This is a genomic window from Microcoleus sp. K1-B1 (assembly GCF_036704705.1).
GTDB lineage: Bacteria > Cyanobacteriota > Cyanobacteriia > Cyanobacteriales > Microcoleaceae > Microcoleus.
This window is the reverse complement of record NZ_JAUBSH010000006.1, coordinates 13,124-36,078: the sequence shown is the minus strand read 5'-3', so window position 1 is coordinate 36,078 and position 22,955 is coordinate 13,124. Positions and strand designations below refer to the sequence as shown.

At 43.3% G+C, this 22,955-nt stretch carries 19 protein-coding genes and 2 pseudogenes; 8 read left to right on the top strand and 13 right to left on the bottom strand.

The window, feature by feature from the left end; genetic code table 11:
* The first annotated feature begins 52 nt into the window (after positions 1 to 52).
* Positions 53 to 1,648 (top strand): annotated as a pseudogene (locus tag QUA83_RS03460) (IS1182 family transposase).
* Between the two features lie 21 nt (positions 1,649 to 1,669).
* Here QUA83_RS03460 and QUA83_RS03455 read toward each other — a convergent pair.
* The 8 genes from QUA83_RS03455 to QUA83_RS03420 all read right to left on the bottom strand — a co-directional run bounded on the left by QUA83_RS03455 (position 1,670) and on the right by QUA83_RS03420 (position 5,489).
* Complete coding sequence (locus QUA83_RS03455) at positions 1,670 to 2,377, bottom strand: hypothetical protein (RefSeq protein WP_333291529.1); 708 nt, start codon at positions 2,375 to 2,377, stop codon at positions 1,670 to 1,672.
* A gap of 1 nt (position 2,378) precedes the next feature.
* Positions 2,379 to 2,627, bottom strand: coding sequence for a hypothetical protein (locus QUA83_RS03450; protein WP_333291527.1), 249 nt, complete (start codon positions 2,625 to 2,627; stop codon positions 2,379 to 2,381).
* A 2-nt stretch (positions 2,628 to 2,629) separates the two neighbouring features.
* Entirely contained in the window at positions 2,630 to 2,827 is a 198-nt protein-coding gene (locus QUA83_RS03445) for a hypothetical protein (RefSeq protein ID WP_333291526.1), read from the bottom strand.
* Positions 2,828 to 2,855: 28 nt separating this feature from the next.
* Positions 2,856 to 3,557, bottom strand: coding sequence for a hypothetical protein (locus QUA83_RS03440; RefSeq protein ID WP_333291524.1), 702 nt, complete (start codon positions 3,555 to 3,557; stop codon positions 2,856 to 2,858).
* A 62-nt stretch (positions 3,558 to 3,619) separates the two neighbouring features.
* Positions 3,620 to 3,892, bottom strand: a complete 273-nt coding sequence (locus QUA83_RS03435; protein ID WP_333075417.1) for a hypothetical protein — start codon at positions 3,890 to 3,892, stop codon at positions 3,620 to 3,622.
* Positions 3,893 to 4,001: 109 nt separating this feature from the next.
* Positions 4,002 to 4,697: a siphovirus Gp157 family protein gene (locus QUA83_RS03430; protein WP_333291522.1), complete on the bottom strand. Its 696-nt coding sequence runs from the start codon at positions 4,695 to 4,697 to the stop codon at positions 4,002 to 4,004.
* A 3-nt stretch (positions 4,698 to 4,700) separates the two neighbouring features.
* Positions 4,701 to 4,952: a hypothetical protein gene (locus QUA83_RS03425; RefSeq protein WP_333291521.1), complete on the bottom strand. Its 252-nt coding sequence runs from the start codon at positions 4,950 to 4,952 to the stop codon at positions 4,701 to 4,703.
* A gap of 42 nt (positions 4,953 to 4,994) precedes the next feature.
* The gene (locus tag QUA83_RS03420; protein ID WP_333176504.1) at positions 4,995 to 5,489 is read right to left on the bottom strand and encodes a hypothetical protein; all 495 of its coding nucleotides are present in this window, start codon (positions 5,487 to 5,489) and stop codon (positions 4,995 to 4,997) included.
* 195 nt (positions 5,490 to 5,684) lie between these two features.
* On the opposite strand from QUA83_RS03420, the gene QUA83_RS03415 reads away from it, so the two are divergent.
* Positions 5,685 to 6,689, top strand: coding sequence for a hypothetical protein (locus QUA83_RS03415; RefSeq protein ID WP_333291519.1), 1,005 nt, complete (start codon positions 5,685 to 5,687; stop codon positions 6,687 to 6,689).
* 31 nt (positions 6,690 to 6,720) lie between these two features.
* Here the strand turns inward: QUA83_RS03415 and QUA83_RS03410 are convergent, their stop codons facing one another.
* The 4 genes from QUA83_RS03410 to QUA83_RS03395 form a co-directional block, all read right to left on the bottom strand.
* Entirely contained in the window at positions 6,721 to 7,212 is a 492-nt protein-coding gene (locus QUA83_RS03410) for a hypothetical protein (RefSeq protein WP_223300929.1), read from the bottom strand.
* A 416-nt stretch (positions 7,213 to 7,628) separates the two neighbouring features.
* Positions 7,629 to 9,713, bottom strand: coding sequence for an ATP-dependent DNA helicase RecG (gene recG, locus QUA83_RS03405; RefSeq protein ID WP_333291517.1), 2,085 nt, complete (start codon positions 9,711 to 9,713; stop codon positions 7,629 to 7,631).
* Between the two features lie 472 nt (positions 9,714 to 10,185).
* Positions 10,186 to 11,868, bottom strand: coding sequence for a relaxase/mobilization nuclease domain-containing protein (locus tag QUA83_RS03400; protein WP_333291516.1), 1,683 nt, complete (start codon positions 11,866 to 11,868; stop codon positions 10,186 to 10,188).
* An 87-nt stretch (positions 11,869 to 11,955) separates the two neighbouring features.
* A complete protein-coding gene (locus QUA83_RS03395) occupies positions 11,956 to 12,303 on the bottom strand; it encodes a plasmid mobilization protein (RefSeq protein ID WP_333291514.1) in 348 nt (115 codons plus the stop codon).
* A 759-nt stretch (positions 12,304 to 13,062) separates the two neighbouring features.
* Between QUA83_RS03395 and QUA83_RS03390 the strand changes: the two genes are divergently transcribed.
* From QUA83_RS03390 to QUA83_RS03375, 4 genes are all read left to right on the top strand, one after another.
* Positions 13,063 to 14,244, top strand: coding sequence for a ParM/StbA family protein (locus QUA83_RS03390; protein WP_333291512.1), 1,182 nt, complete (start codon positions 13,063 to 13,065; stop codon positions 14,242 to 14,244).
* A complete protein-coding gene (locus tag QUA83_RS03385; RefSeq protein ID WP_333291510.1) occupies positions 14,237 to 14,716 on the top strand; it encodes a hypothetical protein in 480 nt (159 codons plus the stop codon). The genes QUA83_RS03390 and QUA83_RS03385 overlap by 8 nt, the downstream gene beginning before the upstream one ends.
* Before the next feature lie 158 nt (positions 14,717 to 14,874).
* Positions 14,875 to 15,756, top strand: coding sequence for a mobilization protein (locus QUA83_RS03380; protein WP_333291508.1), 882 nt, complete (start codon positions 14,875 to 14,877; stop codon positions 15,754 to 15,756).
* On the top strand, positions 15,753 to 16,436 hold the full coding sequence (locus QUA83_RS03375; protein ID WP_333291506.1) for a DUF6753 family protein: 684 nt from the start codon (positions 15,753 to 15,755) through the stop codon (positions 16,434 to 16,436). Before QUA83_RS03380 ends, QUA83_RS03375 begins: the two co-directional genes overlap by 4 nt.
* 1,079 nt (positions 16,437 to 17,515) lie before the next feature.
* Here the strand turns inward: QUA83_RS03375 and QUA83_RS03370 are convergent.
* A complete protein-coding gene (locus QUA83_RS03370) occupies positions 17,516 to 17,662 on the bottom strand; it encodes a hypothetical protein (RefSeq protein ID WP_333291505.1) in 147 nt (48 codons plus the stop codon).
* A gap of 1,178 nt (positions 17,663 to 18,840) precedes the next feature.
* Here QUA83_RS03370 and QUA83_RS03365 point away from each other — a divergent pair.
* Both QUA83_RS03365 and QUA83_RS03360 read left to right on the top strand, forming a co-directional pair.
* Positions 18,841 to 18,992, top strand: a pseudogene (locus tag QUA83_RS03365) (IS701 family transposase); the annotation flags it as partial.
* 475 nt (positions 18,993 to 19,467) lie between these two features.
* Positions 19,468 to 22,935, top strand: a complete 3,468-nt coding sequence (locus tag QUA83_RS03360; protein WP_333291503.1) for a caspase family protein — start codon at positions 19,468 to 19,470, stop codon at positions 22,933 to 22,935.
* Positions 22,936 to 22,955 lie beyond the last annotated feature (20 nt).

Genomic DNA, 22,955 nt, shown 5'->3' with positions numbered 1-22,955 from the left:
TGAATTGAGAAGCCTGTTAAATTCTCACAATCAGGAAGAAGCAAGAAACCTTATGCGCCCTCACTTATGGCATCCTCCAATTGAACTCTCAGAAAGAGAATCGTTGATTATCAAACGCATTAAACGAGCCAAGTTATTCACGTTTCTTCGACTGAACCGTTCATTTATATTTAATGATGAGTTTCAAGAAGAACTTGCTACAATTTTTAAAGACAGCACAGTAGGTCAGGGCCCAGTTCCTCCTGCACAACTTGCCTTGGCAATTATTCTGCAAGCCTACTTAGGCATTTCTGATGATGAAGTCATTGAAGAAATGCTCATGGATCAACGTTGGCAGTTAGTTCTTGATTGTCTCAATTGTGAAAGTCCTCCTTTTAGCAAAGCCACTTTGGTGAGATTCAGAAAGGGCTTAATTAAAAAAGAACTAGACCAACGTTTAATTGACCGCACCGTAGAAATTGCCAAACAAAAAGGTGGATTTGGCTCATCTCAACTTAAAGCGGCTTTAGATTCCTCCCCGTTATGGGGAGCCGGGAAAGTCGAAGATACATATAATCTATTGGGTCATGCTTTGCGGAAAGCAGTGAGCATGATAGCTGCTGTGCAGGGGCGGGAGCCAGCAGAAATTGCCCTGGAAGCAGGTGCACCCATCCTGAATAGTTCCAGCTTAAAAACGGCCTTAGATTTAAACTGGGATAATCCAGTAGAGCGTCAAAATGCACTCTTAATTATCCTAAGTAGCTTAGATTCAGTGGAAGAATGGATGCAAAGCCAGTCTGATTGTGATGAATTTGAAGTAGTTCAAGAGACTCTGGATGTTGCCCGAGTCATTGAATCCCAAAATGTGACTTTCGACTCACAAGGCGTTCCGAGTTTAAGTAAAGGGGTCGCCAAAGATCGTCGCATTTCTCTTGAAGACCCCGATATGCGGCATGGGCGTAAAAGCCGCTCTAAAAAAATAGATGGATATAAACGCCACGTTCTTAAAGATTTAGAGAGTGGTGTAGTTTGCGCGGTGGCGTTGACACGCGCCAATACTCCAGAATCTGCTGCTACAATTGACCTAGAACGTGACTTGAAATTTCAAAATATTCACCTATCTGAGTTACATATCGATCGGGCTTATTTATCTAGTCATTGGGTGACACAACGGGATGATAAATTACAGATATTTTGTAAGGCGTGGCCGGTCAAAAATTCTGGACGGTTTGATAAAAATTATTTTTTTCTTGACTGGGATACGCATTTAATTCGCTGTCCCAATCAGGTAAGTATCCCATTTTAACCGGGGAAAACTGTTCATTTTCCTCAGAATGAATGTGCAATTTGTCCTCTGAGGTCTGGTTGCACAAATAGTAAAAGAGGACGGACTGTATCAATTCATCCTGATGAAGCCTTAATGCAAGAGTTGCGAGCACGTCAATCCACTGCTAGTGGTCGCCAAGAATTGAGAAAACGTACTACAGTTGAACACTCTCTGGCTCATATTGGCCATTGGCAGGGGAATCGTGCTCGGTATCTTGGACAGCGGAAAAATCTCTTCGATTTACGGCGAGTCGCTGTTGTTCATAATCTTCATGTCATTGCTCGAATGGATCGGGTTCGGCCAATTAAACCGGGCGTAGAGTCTTACTCATTGACCGGGTAATTGCATACATCTCTTTTTTTGTCAACTCTTAATACTGAACCGACGCCCTAGGAATTTAATGTCTTCAATTGTCCAGGGTCTTGATTCAAAATTATGATTCCAGTAACTTTCACAGCAAACACTTTGGTCTAGCCAAATATTTCCTGTTTCTAAGTCAAGAAGTGCTAAGGCTGTAGGCAAATCGCTGATAGGAGGTGCAACGCGACGGGCTAATCTCTTGAGAAGTTTGAAGTTAGTTTTTTCGGGATGTGGAATGTCTTTCAATCTGTATCCAAACGTACATTCGTACCACGTTTTTTCTTCATCGCCTGCTACGGATTCCAACCACCACCGACCTGACTGCGAAAGCGGTAGTAATATCTGCCATCCGCTTCGCAATGCGTCAATTCCTTCTTCATGGTCTTGCCAGTCTACTCCTTTAGGCGAGACAGGAATTTGATAGAGGCGCTCTTCATAAGCGCCCTCTAAAATTATGTCGTCAATCGGAAATAAATGTTCGTTAACTAGCGAAATAAACTCCAATTCCTTCGGACTGTGATTTTCATCTTCCGAATAGAGTTCCGATTGGCTTTTTTCCCATTCCAAAGGAAACAATTGTTGATAAAGACTGAGTAGCTGATAGGTGTTCTGTTTAGCTAACAAATAATCGGTTGCTGATTTAAAGTCGATGATTGGTTGGCACTGCTGTAATATTTGCAGAGCGGATTTAGCATTCCAAATTGCAGCCATATTAAAACCCCATTGGAATTGCACTAGCTACAGAGCGACTATTTAACAGTCGTTCCTTGGTTTGCTCAACTGCTCTCACGTCGTCTGTCCCTTTTGAAATAGCTAACTCAATAGCTTTTACCATTTCTTTCATAGTCGCGCTATCGAGTTCGCCAGAAAGCTCTAACCGTTGTAGTTTCCGGCACATAGATAGTGCGGGATTGACTTCCTCTGGTGCATTGATGAGGAATTCTAAAGGAGTCATTTTCATGGTTATTTTACTCCTTTAGAGCCGTTGCGTTTAGCTATTCTAATCAATTCTCCAGGTTTTCTAATGATATCGGCGTTGGCGCAATCGGGGTAATAAGTTGTGAGCAATTTGCGGAGTTCGTTATCATCATTTGCTATTTCCTCATCAACAGGATGCTGTTGTCCCTCGAAGGAAATTAGCACTTTCTTTTTTGAAGTCATTTTCTTATCCCAAAAGTAGGTATGTTGTTCAAATCCCAAATAAGGTCAGTTGCGTTCCAGTAGTTTTAGACTCTGTAGAAGTTGTAGACGTAGTGGTGCTACTTGCTTCGCTTCCAGGTTTCTTTTGGTTAGCGCTTCTTTTCTTTTGGTTGCGAGCATTAGCAATCTGTCGCCGCACTTGGCAATTGGGAAAATCTGCTACAAGTTCCTTCAGCAGTTCTTTGAGAGGTGGCGGTAATTCTCCCAATGATGACTCTCTTATCTTTTCGCTAACTGGAAAGTCCCTGTGACTACTTGCGGAAATAATTACAATTCGTCCGTCTGGATGGCCGTCATCTGGTTTAAATGTCAGGTGCACTTCGACAGTACATTTCTCTAAGATATAAGGTTCTTCTTGATGTTCGGATTGTAACTTGTGGGATTCTTCAGTTTCAGATACAGCATTTTTTTCATCTTCCTCTGCCCAATTATCATCATCTATTGATTCTGAATCCTTTGCAGATGTTGATGATTCAGTAGCGACTGGTTTTTTAACTTTAGCTGGCGATAGGAGACCTAGATAATGTTTTTTGGCTTGCCAGCGATCGCGGTCAAATAGCAGTCCAATCTTTTGGAACTTTTCCTCTATTGTTTCTTGATCTTCGGGTTGAATTGTATACTCAATTAACTCTTCGCTCGTTACCGATAAATTAGCAGCCGCGACTGCCTCTTCTGGTGTCAACCATTTCATTTTTGCTATGCTATTTAATAGCTTGTCATACTACTTATGGGCGTTAGCCCCCCTTATTGGTATTAATTAAACTTATTTTTATTCAAAGATCCACTTAATAATAGTAGCGGCTCATCTCCGTAGGCTTCTACTTCCAAGTAATCGGTCATGGCTTCAGCTACAGCAGCTCTTATAGAACCAAGGAGGACGAATAATCGCCCATCTTTTATGGGAAACGATATATCGAGGCGGTTGTCTCCATCCTCAATTAAGATGGCAAGTTTACCTCGATAAATCCGGTAGGTAATGGTGTCAAATGTTGAAATGTCAAAGGAATGGTTGTTTTGTTTATTCATGGATTAAGCTGTCCTAAATTACTTCAAAAAAATGGTTTAGCAGATAGCGATATAACAACTATCTGCTGTTAGTTAAACCTCCCACGCTTGTTTGTCTGAAGATTTACCCCTAGCCGACTCGTGCTTTCATCTTCTTGTTAGAACCATCAACGCTTTTAGCGATCGCCTTTTCTTTTCGCCTACTATTTTGTGTTATAGTTGAATCATTCTCCTGAGTATTTGGTGCTGCAGCCCGATTAGAAATTACCTCAGTTGCAGAGTTAAGATTTGATGGTACTATTCCGTATTCAACTCTGAGTTTACGCTCAATTCGAGTGCCATCAACGGGAATGCCTTGTTTCCAGTCTGCTAGGATTTTGCGTTTGTTGGGTGTAACAACTAGCTTTTCTGTGCGGTACTCTGTTGGCAATTCACAAGGATTGATTAATACTTCGCAACTTGGCGGATTTTCCTTGAGTCGGATGTGACGCGAGATCCCCACAATCTCTGTGGGAATTACTCCCATTGAATGAAATTGTAGCAGGGTTTTATCCAGACTGCTGCGCCAACGTTCCAGTCGTTCAATTGCCTCATTATGCAGTTCTACTAAGTGTTTTAAGCGTGCTTTGACGGCACAAATTTCAGCATCTAGTTGATCTGCTAGTTCGGCTTGCGTGTCAGCAGCAATTTCCTGGTTTGTCTGGTTTTCCCAGATTTCTTTGAGAATAGCCTCCTCTTCTTCGGGAGTTTCAGCAGTTTCCAATTGATTCCAGAGTTCGACTGCTTGTATCGAATATCTGGCTAACAAATCTTTGGCTAAATACATTAGTTACCACCTTCCGCAACAATGAAAATACTCATCAAAAGTTTCAATGCGAGCGAGTATGTCTAGCGTTCCTGGCGTGAGTTCGTCTTCCAAACTATGAGAGTCAATGCTTTCATCGCCTACTTCCAAAATTTCCGTCTCTGGGATAAGTTCTAGGGAGTCGGATTTGAAATCCACTCTTCCCAGCAAAGAAGTATTAGTGTAGGAAATGAGTGTATTTGTTGTGTCGTCAACTTCACATTGTTGTAGGGACACGGTTGTGTAAAACCTCGTCTAGAATTTCAAATTCAACAATGCTTAATAGTGCTTTCCATTTCGCGTAGAAGCCCTTAAGCTTTCAACTTTTTTCAAAGCAGGAACCCGCTGCTTGCGAGAAGGAAGTTTTTCTTCAGATACATCTGATAATTCTTCTGAAAAGTTATCTTCGTCGCCTTCAAGATCGTCGTTAGTGAAATCAGCATCGTTATCCTCATCCGCGTCATCCACTTCGCTTTCATCTGTCTGAACTTCTGGTTCTGGCGATGCAGCAGCAGGTGAGGCAGTTGAGGTAGCGATGATGTCATAGCCGAGTTCTAAGATTAGCGATCGCACGACGCTTTCCATCTGCTGTTCCGATAACCCAGGAGTCGTTCTTTTGAGTTCCTGCCGTTTCATTAGCATCCACACTTCCAGAGTTTCTTCTGGTGTTGCAGTCTTCAATGCCAATTTGATTTTTCTAGTCAGTTTTTCCCGCGTGGATTTGAGACGGTCTGTGGCAATTTTTTGTGTATTATTGGGCTGATTTGTAGGCATAAGTAGTGGCGTAGCAAATTATTTTTTCACCCAAAAAGGTGGGCGTTAGCCCATTTATAAGTCGATGACATCGGAAATTAGGTAGAGGTGTGTATAATTCCTTGGACTGATGGGATACGACGCGCATATTTAGTAAGTTAAAGGCTGAAAATATACATAATTTTAGCTTGTACATCGCCTACAAAAAGCATAATTATGAGCCAAATAAGAGGCTTTTATCCAGTTATTCTTATCCCTGATTCAATTCGTCAGTTCTGCGCGGATAACCCGATACCTATTTTGGAAGAAAGTGCTTCTTCTACAAAAAAAATGCCTTTTCCGCCGCGACCGCCAGTTTCCAATAATTCTCGTTATTCTCTGGTAATTCAACTTTGGATAGCTAGTGTTGCGGTAGTAATGTTGGTTAACTGGCTGTTTGGCATGAGTGTTATGGCTTTCTGGTCATCGCTGACGTGTTCGTCAGTGAGTGTAGTGGCGACTTTTTCCTATCTGCGGTTTGTTGATTTTCAAGTGCGCGATCGCTACAAGCAACGACTGGCTGACTACCAACAACAATTATCCAAATACGAAAGTTATCAATTGTGTCGCTTGCAGTCAAAAGGTAAGGAAAGCGAGCAATATATTTTTCTGCTACGGAAACGGTCTAAGCTGCTTAAGAGGTTATTGAAAGAGATTGTTCAACCGCCTGCAAGTCATGGAAAGAAAGAAGCACAGCAAGGGGTAAGCGAAAAGCAGTTTTTTGTTTACTTATGTCGTTATTTTTCTGGGTTTTATAACTTCTGCATGGGTGGCGAGTTTCCTATCCCAGGTACATCTTTACGTTACACTGCTGATTTTATTCTAGTTCATCAACCGACGGGTTTAGCTATAGATATCGAGATTGATGAACCTTATGATGGGAGAACGGGAAAGCCTCATCATTGTGTGGATAGGAATAAAGATAATCAGCGCAATCAGTTTTTCTTAGAAAGAAATTGGGTGGTGATTCGGTTTTCTGAGTTGCAAGTTGTTAAATATCCTGATGGTTGTTGTAAGGCGCTCGCTAGAGTTGTTTCTCAAATTACAGGTGATTATAGAGGATTAGTTCAGTTACAAAATGTAAAAGAGTTACTGCCCCAAAAACAATGGAAAGTTAAGGAAGCTGTTTATATGGCTAAGGCTAAATTTCGTAACTCTTACATAAGAAATAATTTTTGTTAATTAAGGAATTATATTAAAATTTTCAATAAATTTATAGGCTTGCTAAATGCGGGTTGTTTTCACGAATTTTTTGTAACTTAGCTCCCTCAAGTTTAATAGCTGCGGTTCGATCCAACCAAGAGTAAAGATTAGCTGCCAAAGAAGCATTAAGGCTAAACGGTTTAGAATTAAAGCCCGCTCTCATACCTCGACGAATTTCAGGTAGGGTCAGTCCTTGTTCGAGCAGAAAAGGAAGAATATCAATTAATTCTTGAAAAGCGTTCTGTGGCTGAAAGCTGTTATCTGGATCAGCTTTAAGGGTGAATCTGCGACGACGCTTAAAAGGATGTTGCCAAGCCCAACGATAGTGATCCAGATATGCTTCATCAGTATCAATAGTAGCATCGGTACGATCTATAGTATTAGCATTTTTCCAGTAAGTTTTTTCCTTTATAATAAATACCAAATCACAATAAAGGTTATTAAAATTTGGAAAAGTATCGCCACTGACCCAAAAATTGATATTATTTACTATGGAAGACATTTGTGTAATGTGACAATAGGAATGCAGGAATTTACAATTCCAAATGTATGGATCTTGATTGCCAACAATAGAATCGTGATAAACTACGATGCTATCGAGCACTGATTTAGTACGAGATGGATGGTAGATAAGATAACCGTTCAAAATACGACCTCAATAGTAATTATAAAATACAATTATATAATTAAAAGTATATCCTATGAAATAAAAAATCTGTTAATAGATTGTTTGAGGTTAAGTAAAAAAATATTCTCATAAAAAGCTAAGAGGATATTTCAAAAGCTAAAGAAAGCTATATTTAACTGCTGATGAAAGGAGGGAAGCAAAACCCTGCGATGTGAGCCAATATATTGACATACTCGATCGGGCTGGCACTCTGTTCACCATAATTTTTTAATATCCTCTAAGCAAACCTATTAATTAAGAGTGCAATCCCAACTTGTCAGCCCTCGTCTTTTGAGTTCTGCAACCATCAAAGGATGTCCCTCTAAATTCGGGTTACTTTTGACGATCGCTACTGCCATCTCACGAGCTAAATTCAGCAAACCCTCATCATCCAGTATATTTGCCAGAGCAAATTCGGAAATTCCCGACTGGCGATAGCCCAGCACAACACCTGGCCCACGCAGTCGCAAATCCATTTCGGAAATAAAGAACCCGTTGCTAGATTTTTCCAATACCTCAAGACGTGCCTTAGCTTCTGTTGCTTTACTGGTATTTAACAGAAGACAATAGGAACGGTGGGAACCCCGACCGACGCGACCTCTTAACTGGTGCAGTTGAGCCAAGCCAAAGCGATCGGCATGGTCGATTAAAATAACTGTAGCATTTGGAACATCCACGCCCACTTCAACCACAGTGGTGGAAACGAGTATCTGGGTTTTGTTGTCGCGGAATGATTTGAGCGCTTCATCTTTCTCGGCTGATGTCATCCGACCGTGCAGCAATCCTACGCTAAATTCGGGGAAGATTTCTGTTGAGAGTCGATCGTATTCTGCTACCGCTGCTCTTAAATCTAGCTTTTCCGATTCTTCGATCAGGGGAAGGATGATGTACGCTTGACGACCTCGAAGTACCTCAAGGCGGATTAAATCGTATGCTGAAGCGCTTTTATTAAGCACTTTCGTGTGAATTTTCTGACGACCGGGCGGTAACTCGTCAATCTGACTGACATCCAAATCCCCGTGCAAGGTCAGGGCTAAAGTACGCGGAATAGGAGTCGCGGTCATCGTCAGTACATGAGGTCTATTTCCCTTGTTCAGTAAATCCTGCCGCTGTTGCACCCCGAATCTGTGCTGTTCGTCGATGACTACCAGACCGAGTTTGTTGAAGTTGACCTTCTCTTGCAGAAGCGCGTGAGTTCCTACCAATAGTGAAAGTTCACCCGTCTCTAATTGGGCGTGGATTTCTCTGCGCTTGGCGGTTTTGGTAGAACCCGTCAGCAATTCAACAGAAACGCCTTGGCGTTCAAACCACGTCGCAATCTTCCTGTGATGCTGTTGGGCTAGCACTTCTGTAGGTGCCATAAGTGCCGCTTGGTAGCCAGACTGGATGGCAGCGAGGATAGCAACGACAGCAACAACTGTTTTACCAGAACCGACATCCCCCTGTACCAGTCGGTTCATCGGCGTTTTGGAAGTCATGTCGTTGAGAATGTCGTTAATCACCCTACGTTGAGCTGAGGTAAGCGAGAAGGGAAGTTGAGAGTAAAATTGTTGGATTAGAGGACCAGCAGGAGTTATTTTTGTAAGAGCCGATCGCGCCAAAAGCCGGTGGCGACGCACTATAAACGATAGCTGGAGATAGAAAAACTCATCAAATACCAGGCGACGGCGGGCAGCTTCTAGTTTGGTTTCGTCTGGGGGCTGGTGGATGTTTGCGATCGCCTCCTGTAATTCCATCAAACCGTGTTGTCGTCTGAACTCCTGCGGCAGGGGGTCATTTAGCAGCTTGGCAGATTCCAAAGCTGAGGTTACTGCATCTTGGACAATTTCGTTGCTAACTCCCTTTGTCAAAGGATAAATTGGGATAATGGAATTTTTCGTATCCTTGGCTTCGTCTAGACCGATTAATCGGATTTCAGGGGAAGTTAATGCCATTCCGCAATAGCGATCGGCTTTGACTATCCCAGATATAGCAACAATGCCTCCAGCAACATAGGTGGCGGCTTGCTCGTTCCTCCACTTTTTTGATTGGTAGTACGGGTGGTTGAAGAAACGCTTGCAGGCTATTTTACCGGTTTTGTCCTTGAGAATAATAGTCTGAATGGTTAGCCTAGAATTTTTAGGCGGACTCACTACTTCCTGATGTTGAATCTTACCTACAACCGTGACTGAATCGCCTACTTTCAACTGATAAATTTTTACTCGCCGATACTTGATGTAATCACGTGGAAAGTAGAGCAGTAAGTCTCGTACAGTTGCAAGACCCAGCCTTTCTAGCATTTTGTAATTGCTTGGGTTTAACCCTGGCATATCGCAAATGGGTGAATGCAGTTTCATGATGATAGTTGGGAATTTCTCAAATTCAAATTTTTGTTAGCAAGCCATTCATAATGCTGCGCTAGCAGCCACTTCACCAATGGCAAATCGCTGAATTTAATTGAGAGATACACTGCTTTTAGTCCTTCCATTACTTCTAACAAAGCAGAGTTCCATTCTCGCTGGTTGCACGAAGATTTAGGGCGCAGTCGAGAGAAGTAAGTGAGGTAGATTCATAATTTTAAGGTGGCGCTTCCACTCTTTCACACTACTGATAATAGAGTCTGAGCCACGGCTTGGACAAGCCGGTTTGGAAAAAGCTCTTTTCCAAATAGCATATTGTTTGGTTTTTAGGTGGGTTGCAGCGACGGTTTTACTGCTCAAACAAGTCGAAAAGGGCGTCGTAAAAATAAGCCATTTGTTTATCGCCCAACTTCAGTCATCGTTTCCTGGTCCCATGAAAGCTGCGTAAAATACTAATAGTGAGCTTTGATTAATCCAAAATTATGCCAAAATTGCGATCAATTGCTTCATCACGATCGTTAAAACCATTTTCGTTTTCTTGCTCTTGAGATGCTAAGATTGCGTTCCAGCCGGCAAAGCCTGGATTGATTCGCTTTGATTGAGGGAATGTTTCAATAATTTCTTTTGACAGTCGATCGCCGTCTCGATCTCCTTTGAAGCCGGCTACTATAGTTTCTACTTCCTTAAGAAAGTCGGTTGGCAGCGAAGAAACCGCATCAATGCTTAAGTATAAAGTCGGCCTCTTATTGAAATCTGGATCTAAAGCAATTACAGACAGGAGTTCTACCGGGTTGCTGGCAATAATGGCTCTTTCAATATTGTTTTGAACCGCTATCCAGAAAACTCCCTTTTCACTGTCGGAGCCTGCGCCTCCCCCGTGACTGTCAATGGAAAATTTTCCATTGGCGTCTAAGGTGCAGGTTCCTCTGTACTCTCCTGTAAGAGTGCGGAGTTGGAATACAGGGCGGTTCAGGCTGTCTGCGTCTATCCATCCCCTGTCGTGTAGCAGGTCGATTAATTCGACTGGCAGACAAGCATTTTCTATTAAATTGCTTCGTACAGACTCCCAGTTAAGTGAGTCGATCCCCGATGTTTCGCGATCGTTGGGCAAGTCGGGTTTGCCTACATCTTCTGACTCAGAGATTAGAGAATCTTTGTCGGTTTCTGAGGAAGTCCCTGTGCTGCTTCCTTCTCGCTCTGGCCTGTCAATATTAGAGTAGGTCTGCAAGTATATTGGTGAAGAATTGCTCTCGATGCTGCTGTTCCTCATTTCGCCGGAGTCATCAGCATCACTATCAGTGTTCGCGTCGCTATTTGGTTTAGAGTTGTCTGTTTCCAAAATTTCGTTCAATTCTCGCTCTTGCAATGGGGGAATGGCTTCCACATTTATGTCAGTATTAGCAGAGTAAGTGACTCCTCTGTATTTTTGCAGCCCCTTGAAGGTGTAAGCTTTGCCTAAATGAGTGCCACTAAAAGCAATATTGCCTAATTTGTAGCTAATGCCTAATTCGCCGGCGGGGGTAGGTTCTATTTTTACACTAATGCCTTGTTCAATGAGTCGGTCAATCAAAAGAGCGATCGCGGGACTGTCAGTGGTTGCTCTATCTAGTGCTGTTTGCAGTTGTTCCCGCGTGCTGATTTCCCTCGTTCTTGCTAACCGTCGGTGTTCGCCAGTCGTGGGAGAACGGCGTTCTTTATGAAAACTGCGGGAAGCTGGTGTCAAGTCGTACTTTTCTTCCAATTCTTGAATCAATTTTTCGCTGCGTAGATAGTTCCAGCTATCTGAGACGCAAGTTCCTTGTTCATCCAATTTGATACGGCTGGCTGCAATGTGAATGTGGTCGTGGTCGCGGTCGGTATGGCGGATGATAGCAAACAGATTTTTATCCAGTCCCATTCCTTCTAGGTAATCTAGAGCGATCGCCCGCCATTTGGCATCAGGGATATACTCGCCAGAAGGCACACTTAAGGTCGCATGGTAAACTGGTTTTTTAACTCTAGGGTTGAGTTGTTTGGAGAAGAGAAACTCAGCAGCTAATTCCTGGGCATTTTCTCCTACCATATTTCCTCCCATAAGTGAAGATCCTTGTTTGGAGAAGAGGTAATTTAGCAATTGGGTAAAACTTTTACCGATTTTCTGCTTGCCAATCATTATTTACTAAACTTAAAACTTGTGTAGTAAAAAAGTGAGGATTTTTGGATATTTTTATAAAAACTTTTCGCTAGGAGCTTCTAAATTTTACTCAAAATCGCTTAAATTCATTAGAAGTTGGACGTTCATTTGCTGTTGCTGTACTTGCTTGAGCAGTGCCAAAGTTTGCTCAATCAGATTCTCAAAGTTGGCTGGTTGTGTAATTCTTTCCCCCATCCATAATGCTTGTTCTGTAGCAAGGGCAATCGGTTTGAGCCGGAGGTTAAGTTCGGCTAATTTTTGGCACAAAGCTGGTTGATGTTGTTGTTTAAAAGTGTGGTATCGGAACAGACTGCTGACGCTAACCTGCAGATTTTTAGCCATTGTCTCAGCAAGCTGAAGTTCTTCTGGCGTCAGGCGTATCTCTATTCTTTTGATTCGTTTGGATCTCGACATGGCTAGTTTGCTCGCTATTTGGTGTTGGGGTAACGAACTTTATCCTTCGGCTGCGATCGGGTAGCGTGCACGGAGGGCAATCGCGCCTCAGCCACGTGCAGATCGCTTGTTGCCTGGAGGGGCTTTAAGGCATGGAAACTCGATGTCAGTCTTTCCAATGGAAAATTTTCCATTGCCACTGGGGCTTAGACTCAGGTTTGCCTGAATTCAACAGGCGTGGGAATTTCCAATGGAAAATTTTCCATTGTCACTGTGGCCCAGAGCCAGATTTGGCTGAACTTAACAGGCGTGGGAATTTCCAATAGACATCTGGGAAAATTAATGATGCGTGCTCTTCCACTTTTGCTTGCATACGCGATCGCCCTTGTCTCTACATCTTTTTTCGAGATGCCTGTCTAATGGAAAATTTTCCATTGAACAGCGACAGGCTGGCAGCAGCGCTCTCCTCATAGGGGTGCTATCCCGTTAGAGAAAGCAGTTTGCACGCACCTCTGACACAGCTTGCTACCAAAAGCTTTGTCCCAGCCTAAGCCGTGAGTCCGATTTTTGTAGATGCTGGGATTCAGACAACTGGCTGAGGGAGGCGAGGTTTTAAGAGGGTTAATAAGTAGTAAGTGCGTTTTAAACCCTCAATAGCTGTTGTTTTGCAACCTTCTTTTGAGGCGCACTTGGCTTAGCGTAAGGGTTATTTCTGCATGTCCAAACGTACAGGGCTGTTTTTTTACCACTCTTGAAACTTCAATTAGGAAGACCTGCGATATGAGCGAAACTACTATCGAAACCATCTGGCCTCAAGCGATCGCGGCTTACGATTACGGGGGGTCTGCTACCAAAATTCTCTACGCAGGGCCAAAGAATCAAATTCGACTGCTGTGCATGGAACCGGAGGTCGTATCTGTACCGCACGAATCAATTTTGGCTTATGGCAGAGACCAATTGGGGTCAGCCGAGCCTGAGAATACGGCTTGGGTTGCCTTTAGGAACGATTACAGGGCAGTAGGGTATTTGGCGAAAGAGAGGTTTCACGCCAATGCTGGCCTTTCGGAGCTTAAGTACGAGAGGGCGCTGCACAAAACTCTGGCTGGGATGTGGGCGATTAAGGAAAAGCTGAATTTGCCTGCGAAATTTACGGCGGCGATCGCCGTATTGTTGCCACCGGGGGAATATGAAGACCGAGGGAGGTTCGAGCGGGTGCTGCGGGAAGCTTTAGCAGATTACCAAACTCCTACAGGTCAGATGAGCGTGGAATTGTTGGCGTTTAACTGCAAGCCCGAGGGGGGTGGCATTTACCTGATGCACAACAAGAAAGTCGGCTCTTTTTTGAAAGAGCGGGTGTGCGCGATCGCCATGATTGGCTACCGCAATGCTAGCCTGCTGGTGGTTCAGCGGGGAGATGTTAGGCCGGGAAAAACAAGCGATTTGGGCTTCATCCGCATGGTGGAGAGGGTGGTAGCTAGGACTTCAGGGCAGACTGCGGAGCGATTGACTCCGGCGATCGCAGCAGCAGGATGTGAGTTCAAGGCAGCTCCTTTAATGCGGTTGACTCGCAGCACGACTAAGCAAGGGCGGGCTGAAGAAGTGCAGCAGATGATAGCAGCCATCAAAGAGGCACGGCTTGAATATGCGCGGAGTCTTACCAGTTGGTTGGATGAGAATTTGCCACCGGATTGTGATGAGTTGGTATTCTGCGGTGGGACGGCTGATTATCTCCGCAAGGAGTTAAACGAACATTACGATCGCTTCCCGGTTATTTGGAATGCCGAAATTGCTATGCCACCTATTTTGTCAAAGAAAGGGTTTGAAAATCGGCTCAATGATGTCTATGGGATGTTTTCGTATTTCAAGGGTACTTTGAAAAAGCAGTTCAATTCTCAGGTAACGGAAGACGCTGTTTGTGGGTCAAAATATTCCACTTTAAAGGAGATAGTGACTCATGGCTAAGGAAAAAGAAAGGGTTGATTTTCTTTGGCGCTATCAGCCTTTAAAATCTACCCCTGATGGAGTTTTGATGTCCTATATTAAAGGCAATTTATGGCTGCCTTCGAGAGAAATGATTCTCCAAGCTTTGCGACCTTACTGGCTGCCGCTAGCATATCTGGAAAAAGAGAATATCGATCCAGTTATTTTAGGGCGGTTATTTAGAAATGCCGTCTATGCTCTGGAAAAGCACGCTCTCTATTTGCGCGAGCGAGGCGGGATTGAATATCCTCCTACTAATATAGGGGGAATGCCTATTTCCCAAATACCATCTTCGCGAGAAGTACCTGCTGGCATTGAGGAGGCAGACCGTTCTCTGCTTTACGGTGTGGAAAGCTTGACGCCTCCTAATCATTCCACTCGTAGCGGATTGACTGCGGATGACTTCTTTGAATTAGAGGGTGGCGAGGATTTCGATGATTCAGGATTCGCATGAATGAGTTTCAATTATTGAGCGGAATTTGACCCTAATTACCTCTGCAAATACAGGTAGGCTAGTCATTGTATTGGATTTGCGAATTTAGATATTAGGCACATTTTCTTGCTGGTTGGGCAGTTATTAGCTATCCCTAAAAAGCAGAAATAACTGTATTTGTGTTAGGAAATCAACCTGAAATAGGACAGTTCGACATGGCAAGTAGAAGTAGAAAGTCGAAGGAGCAAGTGCAACTAACAGATTCTGTGGTTAAACAGGTAGATGAAGGAGGAGATTCAGGTATGGATACAGCGATAGAAAACTCGAATGATTTCAAAGAGTGCGGGTTAGAGAAGGTTGAAAAATCGGCTACTAAAATTCATCTGATTGATGGAGAGAAAGGCGGGGTTGGCAAGAGCCTATTTGCTAGGGTTTTGATTCAGTATTTCTTGGACAAGAATTTCCCATTTTTTGCCGTAGATACCGATCGCTCTAATCCTGATGTATCTCGAATCTATGAAAGCGTATGCCGTGAAGCTCTGTTTAGCGAGGACGAGAAGAAGTTTTACGAAGCGGATAGGATTTTTGAATTGGCGTTTGAGAAGAGCGTAATTGTCAATTTACCGGCTCAGGTTTATCCTTTGGTAACTAAGTGGATGGGAAGAAACAATTTAATTGAGTTGGGGAAGCAGTCTCGCATTAGTTTTTGCAAGTGGTTTATTTGCACGGGGGGCTACGATAGCGTGCAGCTTTTTTTGAAGTCAGTTAAGCATTTTGACAATAAGATTGCTCACGTTCTCGTCCGCAATTTGGGATTGGAGGATGATTGGAGTTCTGTGGAAGAGATGGAGGAGGTGCAGAATGCGATTAAAAAGTATGAGGTCAAGGTCATTGATTTTCCTAAGTTTTATTCGCGGGAAAGGAATGCGATCGATGCACGGGGGATAACTTTTGATGTGGCAAGGAATAGTCAGGAACTCGGTGTGTTGGGCCGGCAGCGGATTAAGTCATTTATGTTGTCAGCTTATGAGGCGTTTGAAACTACAGGGATGTTGCCGTGAGTTATGGTGCTGTTGATACTAAATCTTTGCTGGATATTGCTTTAGAGGGGCAATCTGAGGAGTATCGGCGCAAGGTTTTGGAGTTGGCTTTTAAGGGGAAAATTGAGCCAACTGACCCGATTTTTCTGATTTTGTTGGCTACTGGCCGATTGGAAGTGCTGATTCAAGAGAGTCCGAAACCGGAGGATTTTGAGTTAGCGTTCAATCGGTGGGTGGGGCGGATTAACAAGACTTTGGCGAGTTACGAACGGGTGGCGGTTGAGAAGCAAGAGGGGCAAATCGCTGAGGCTGTTAATTCTCTGGTGCGTCAGACCCAGTTGACTCGGTGGAGGACATCGGCTCTTGCTTTGATACCGGCTGCGGGTATCCTGTTGGTGGCGTTAGGTGCCGGTGCTGTGATGGGGTGGATGGGTTTACTTTGGTCGCAAGGAGGGTTTGCACCGGGGGAAGGAGTTTCTTTAACTCAGGAGCAGGCGGAGACTTTGCGGTGGGCAACGAGTGCTGAGGGGAAGTTTGCTCGGAATTTGATGAGGTGGAATTCGGATAGTCTTACTGATCTGGAATGTAAAAAGGATGTCCAGCGTCTGGGGGTGACTTTGGAAGTGGCGGGAAGGCCAGCTATTTCGGGATTCTGTACAATTTGGGTAGAATCGCCAGAGTATCGTCAATTTAAGGATTGAACACTGGTGTGACTTTACCCAGAAGTTAGCTAACTTTTCCAAGTTTTACTGCTGGGGGGGTGACCAAGAGGTCTACGAGATAGACTGTATAAGGGTTGCTGCCCGCATACCTTGTTGATAAAAGCGGCGTTTAGAAGGAGTTAACTTGCGTTTACTGTTCCACCTCCAAAGAATATTGTTCTAGATAATTAACCCACTTTTCTCCATCTAATCCAACACCAGATGTACTCCGTCTGCGATATTTTTTCTTGGGTTCTTTGCGACGAGATACATATTTTTGTACCTGCTTTTTTTTCAATTCAGTGCCTTGAAATATTGCTGAACTGTACGCAAGTGTTATGAGCAGAATTATGTTAATAAGTCGGTTGCCTTTGAGGTTTATTCCTTCAATATTATAGCCTCCTTTTTTACAGTTTCGGAACATTTATTCAAGGTTCATCCGCTGCTTATAAGCATTGAGCGCTGCTCGCAATGAGCGTAAATCTGTGAGAAAAAACCAAGCTTCTTTAACTTGATATTTCCCAGAGTTTCTTCTCCACTTACAAGCCAGAGCAAATCCGGTTACAGGCCCGTGTTTTCCTCACTCTTTTTCCTGAAAAATACAAAGAAGTTCCTGGTACTATCCCTAATTCATCCAACCGTTGCCAAACTAAATGTTCTGTTTCGATGGCTCTCTAGGACTTACGGTGATATTTTTACCTAATCAGAAAAACAAGCTAATACGCGCTCTCGAAAATTATCAAAGTTTGAAAACCCATAAAGCCGAACTACTCAATCGCCCAAGTCCTGCGCCGACCGTCTCTACACCGCCCCGATCGCTCAAAACATCCCATCCAGCATTTCGGTAACATCTTGTTGGTCGCGACCCCAGTTGTCACATAAATCATGAGAGTGTCAAGCTTTCTGTGCCTGCTGAGTTTCTGAACTTTTCGCACATCCCCGTCTGTTGCGGTGAGGAGATATCTGTTTTTTGATACCAGCATTTTCGCTGTGACGGACAACAATCTTGCAAATACCGTCGTCGATTAACCGATGTCCTAGTTAGAAAAACCAAGCGCTGTGAATAAGGGGTCAGTTTCTCAGGCTCGAATTGGTTTAACTTCCTGCCAATTGGCGATCGCTTGAACCGTCCCCGTCCCCAAGTCAACTACTTCCGACTGAGTACCACGTCCCTTGCCAAGAATCCGCAAAGTCTTACTGGTTGGGGCAAAATAACGAACACTCAACTAACTAACTTCGTTTCGTCTCAAAGCATTATCCGACAGCAGCCGCAACAAAGCATAACCACGCTTACCAGACAAATTTATGGGATTGCGCTGTATGACGGTCAACGAAGGAACGGGGGCGTTGCTGATTTACGGTATGAAGCGCTAAATATACCCGTCATAGAAACCAGTACCCACAAAGCTTTTGGATTTTAAAGTTATTTTTTCATACCCTGATTAAGCAACGCCAGAACGGGCTAATTTTGTCTAGCCCCGTCTTGAACCAAGTGGCAGTTCAGTAGCCGAATGATGTCGAAACCAGGGGTCGGTTTCTTCCTATTCATCGGGAAGTGCCACCCAGGTTTTGATGCCGTGCAGGATGGCTTCAAAGCTCCGCTCGTCCAGGGGCGTGCGTTCGGAGTGGAAAATGCCTCGTCCTGCCGTCATTCAATTTACGGCACCAGGACGGGTTTCTTGAACGCTGCCTACACTATCACAATCGAGCACAACGCCTTCGTGGTTGTTGTTGCAAAACTTTACCTTATGTCATATTTTGCTTGTATCTTGTCGGCAAAACCCCGGTTGTAGCTAACTTGGAGAAGAAACCTATACTTTTGGCCAGGTAGAAAACTAACCAATAAGCTAGTACCTGATTTGAGGTTGTTACTTTATATTAGTTTCGGTCGTAGTTATTTTTTAGTTATGGTGCATAAAATTAACATTGCAATAAAAAGCTGATTATTTATCGCTATTTCTTTAGGGTTACTTTCTGGGTTTTTATATTGATATCCAAATATGTCTTAGCTGATTTTTATTGCAGAGGATAACATAAGGATGGATTCCCATCTGGTTAAAAGAAATTCAGCCATTAAAATCACCCTCCAATAAGGAAAATTTTGTTTTGACCAAGTTATAAACTAAAACAACCAAGATAGCATATTTGAGTGACATAACAATAATTATTATTGTAAAGCTAAATACAAATTTAGCCACTAACTCTGAAACTGCTACCTTAATAAATACAGCCTTCTCATTCGTTAAAATTAGTTAGAAAAGGCAAGCAAAACTTTTTATGTTTGAGTCCGCCCAGATGGTTTTTTTTATTGAATGTACTAAAAAAAAGGAACAACTAAAATGCCAAGAAGATCGCTCGAACTCTATGGGGATGATCGATGGTCAAGATATTGAATTCACTCTGCCAACAATATAGTGGCAATGAACATAAAGTAATTCGAGGTATTGGATTAGTTAAATGTGTCTACGTAAATCCTGATACTCACTGTTTTTGGGTAATAGATTACCGAATCTCTGACCCGGATGGGGAGGGGGAAACCAAAATAGACCATTTGTTATAAATGTTGCAAGGGGTAGTATACTTCAAGGGTATAGCCTTTCTAAGAAAGATGGAGTACGCCGAAACGTGTGTGTCATCGGGGACAATTCCCCTTCTACGAGTATAGCCTTTCTAAGAAAGATGGAGTACGCCGAAACCCTGTGTTGTCAAGCTTTTTAAGTTGAATTGTGTACCTCATCTACCCAAGAACCGCTATATAGCTTTTAGGACAGTCTTAATGGACACCTGGTACGTCAGTCAAAAAGTCATGCAAACTATTGACAAGCTGGGCAAAATATATTACTGTCCCTTAAAGAAGAATTGATTGGTTGATAACACCCAAGGTAAAAAAGCTTATAAATCCGTTGAATCTTTAAGTTGTACACCAACGGAAATATAGGCAGAGAAGCTGATTAACGTTAAAGCTTTTCCCAAATTTTAAAAACTGAAAATATTCCGATTAATTGTTTCCACCAACAAGAAGGAAATACTCATGACTCGTAACATCTACGCACTACTGGTTGGAATTGATGAGTACAGGAACCCGGTAAGCCCTTTGACAGGATGTATTAACGATATCACTGCCATCGAAAAATATTTGACAGGATCTGTTCCTGCGGATAAATTACATATACACAAACTCCTGAACGAAGAAGCTACCCGTCTGGCAGTAATTCATGGTTTTCAGCAACATTTGTGCCAAGCTGGAAGCGAAGATGTAGCATTGTTTTATTTTGCTGGACATGGTTCTCAAAGCGAAGCTCCCCAAGAATTTTGGCACCTAGAGCCAGACCGCTTAAATGAAACCATCGTTTGCTACGATAGCCGTAATCCAGAAAGCTGGGACTTGGTAGATAAGGAAGTAGCCAAATTAATAGCTGAAGTAGCTGCAAAGAATCCACATATTACCATTGTGATGGACTGCTGCCATTCTGGCTCTGGCTCTCGCATCTCAGATACTCGCCGCGCACCGATAGACAAACGTAAACGCCCAATAGAGAGTTACCTAATCTCTAAAGTAGAAATCGAACAACAATCAACATCTCGCAGTTCCGATTCCAACCCTAGTGGCTGGGATTTACCGGGCTCAAGATATGTCTTTTTAGCTGCTTGCCGAGATATTGAGGAAGCCAAAGAGTACAGTGGAGACGGAAAACGTCGGGGGGCTTTCTCGTACTTTTTAATGGATACTTTACAAAAAGCAAATAGCAATTTAACCTATCGAGACTTATTCAAACGTACCCAGGCACTGCTTACAAGTAAAGTAAAAGCACAATCTCCTCAGTTGGAAGCCACCATACAAGCAGATATAGAACAACCGTTTCTTGGTGGGGCGATCGCTCCTCGCCTTCCCACTCCCTACTTTACTGTAAGTTATCACCCAGATCACGGTTGGGTTATTGATGGCGGAGCCATTCACGGGATAGTTCCCCCTGCTGATACAGAGACAACTACCTTAGCTCTTTTTCCCTTTGACAGTTCTCCACAACAGTTATCTGAGCTATCGGCTGCTCTAGGAGAAGTGCAGGTGACTGAAGTAATGCCGCAGTTAAGTAAAATCAGCATCAGCGGAATTTCTGACCTAGATTCAGAAACCACCTTTAAAGCAGTTGTTATCCATTTACCTCTACCGCCAATACTGATTTCTATTGCGGGGGAAACCACTGGAGTAGAACTAGCACAGGAAGCATTACGCACCGCCAGTCCCGATGGAAAACCTTCCTTGTACGTCCGCGAAATAACCACTTCAGAGACAGCCGAATTTCAATTACTTGCCCGAAATGGAGAATATGTAATTGTGCAACCTGTGGATAGCCGCCCCTTGGTTGCTCCGATTGGGGATTATACACCAGAAACGGCAACTGTTGCGATCGCACGCTTGGAACACATGGCACGTTGGGCGAATATTGCAACTCTTTCCAGTCCGGCAACCAGTCGTATTCCTACCAATGCCGTGCGAATGCAGATTTTCCAAAATGGTCAGGAGATAGAATCTCCTGAAATCCACCTGGAATATCAACAAGAACAGGGGAAATGGAAAGAACCAACATTTCAGATTAAGCTCAAGAATACTAGCCACGAATCGCTCTACTGCACTGTAATTAATTTAACCGACCGTTATGCCGTAAAGACCGGTTTATTTTCAACTGCCGGAATCTGGCTGAAACCGGATGAGGAAGCTTGGGCATTAGAACGTAAAGTCATTTACTCTCGCCTATCAAAAGAACTTTGGGAACAGGGAATTACCGAAATTAAGGATATTTACAAACTAATTGTTAGTACCGCTGAATTTGATGCCAATTTTCTGACACAAGACCCCTTAGATGCACCTCGGAATCGCTCAACGCGAGGCTTAGCAGGAAAACGGAAAAGCACACTAAACCGTCTCATGAATCAAGTGCAAACCCGCGATGCTTACGATCGTCCTGAAGACGAAGAACTTTACGACGATTGGGTAACCAGTCAGGTTATCATAACTACGGTGCGACCCCAGCACACCGCTCCTATCCCCGGTGGCGGCGAAACGGTTTCTTTAGGAGCGGGTGTTAAATTGCAGTCTCACCCTAGCTTACAAGCAAAGGCACGTCTTACCACAGTCACTCAATCCACTCGAAATTTAGGCAAGCACATTTTGCCCCCAGTTCTGCGAACAGAGGATAAAAATGTTCAACCTTTTCAATTTACTACCAGTCGAGGAAATGACCCTGGTTTAAGTGCCTTAGAGTTGAGCGAAGTCCAAAATTTATCAGCAGTTACACCAGAGGCTCCTTTGAAGTTACTGGTTGACCAATCACTAGGACAAGAAGAAGAACTTTTACCTTTAGCTTATGATGGCGAGTTTTTCTTACCTTTAGGTTATGCAAAGACCAAGCCAGATGGTACAACAGAAATTATTTTGCAAAGATTACCCGAACCTGTCAGTGAAGGACGGCGTAGTTTGGGAGGGTCAATTCAAATCTTTTTCCAAAAACTTCTGAGTGAGAAACTAGCTTTAGAGTTTCCTTATCCCATTTTAGCGGCAATTGATGTTAGCTCAGAGACGCCTATTAACTATATTGCAGATATAGAGCAAGTCAAAGCCAAGGTTGAGAAAGCTGAGAGAATTTTACTCTACATTCATGGCATTATTGGCGACACTCTGAGCTTAGTACCATCTGTGCAAACAGCCAAGATTGATGTTAACGGTCATTCTCGCTCATTAGCACAACTCTACGATTTAGTTCTCACCTTTGATTACGAAAACCTAAACACTTCTATTGAAGAAAATGCACAGCTTTTGAAGCAAAGATTAGCTGCTGTGGGTTTAAAGGAAAATCATGGCAAAACTTTGCACATTGTTGCCCATTCAATGGGAGGACTGGTTTCTCGTTGGTTTATTGAGCGAGAAGGAGGAAACAAAATTGTTCAACATTTGATAATGTTGGGCACTCCCAATGGCGGTTCTCCTTGGCCGACGGTACAAGCTTGGGCAACCACAGCTTTAGCGATTAGTTTAAATGGTTTATCTACGATTACTTGGCCAATACCAATTATGGGTCAGTTGCTAAGTCTTTTGGGTATCGGAGTAGGAGCGATTGAAACCATTGATATAGCTTTGGATCAGATGCAAGCAAATTCACCCTTTTTGAAGTCTTTAGCTACCAGTCCAGACCCCGCTATTCCCTACACAATTGTAGCCGGAAATACATCTCTAGTACCTGCTGTATTGCAAGCTAAATCAGAATTACAACCTGCTGTTATTGAGCGGTTAATGCAGAAGTTGTTTAACAAAGTTGTAGCACTGCCATTTTTTGAGCAACCCAATGATATTGCTGTTACGGTACAGAGTATTAAAAATGTGCCGGTACGAGCGCTTTCGCCAAACGTGCTTGAAATTGCTTGCGACCACTTGGTTTACTTCACGCATCCAGAAGGGCTGAAGGGGCTGTCAGAGGCAATCATTAAGGCTCTTTCACTGTAATCAAGCAAGCTATCACATCA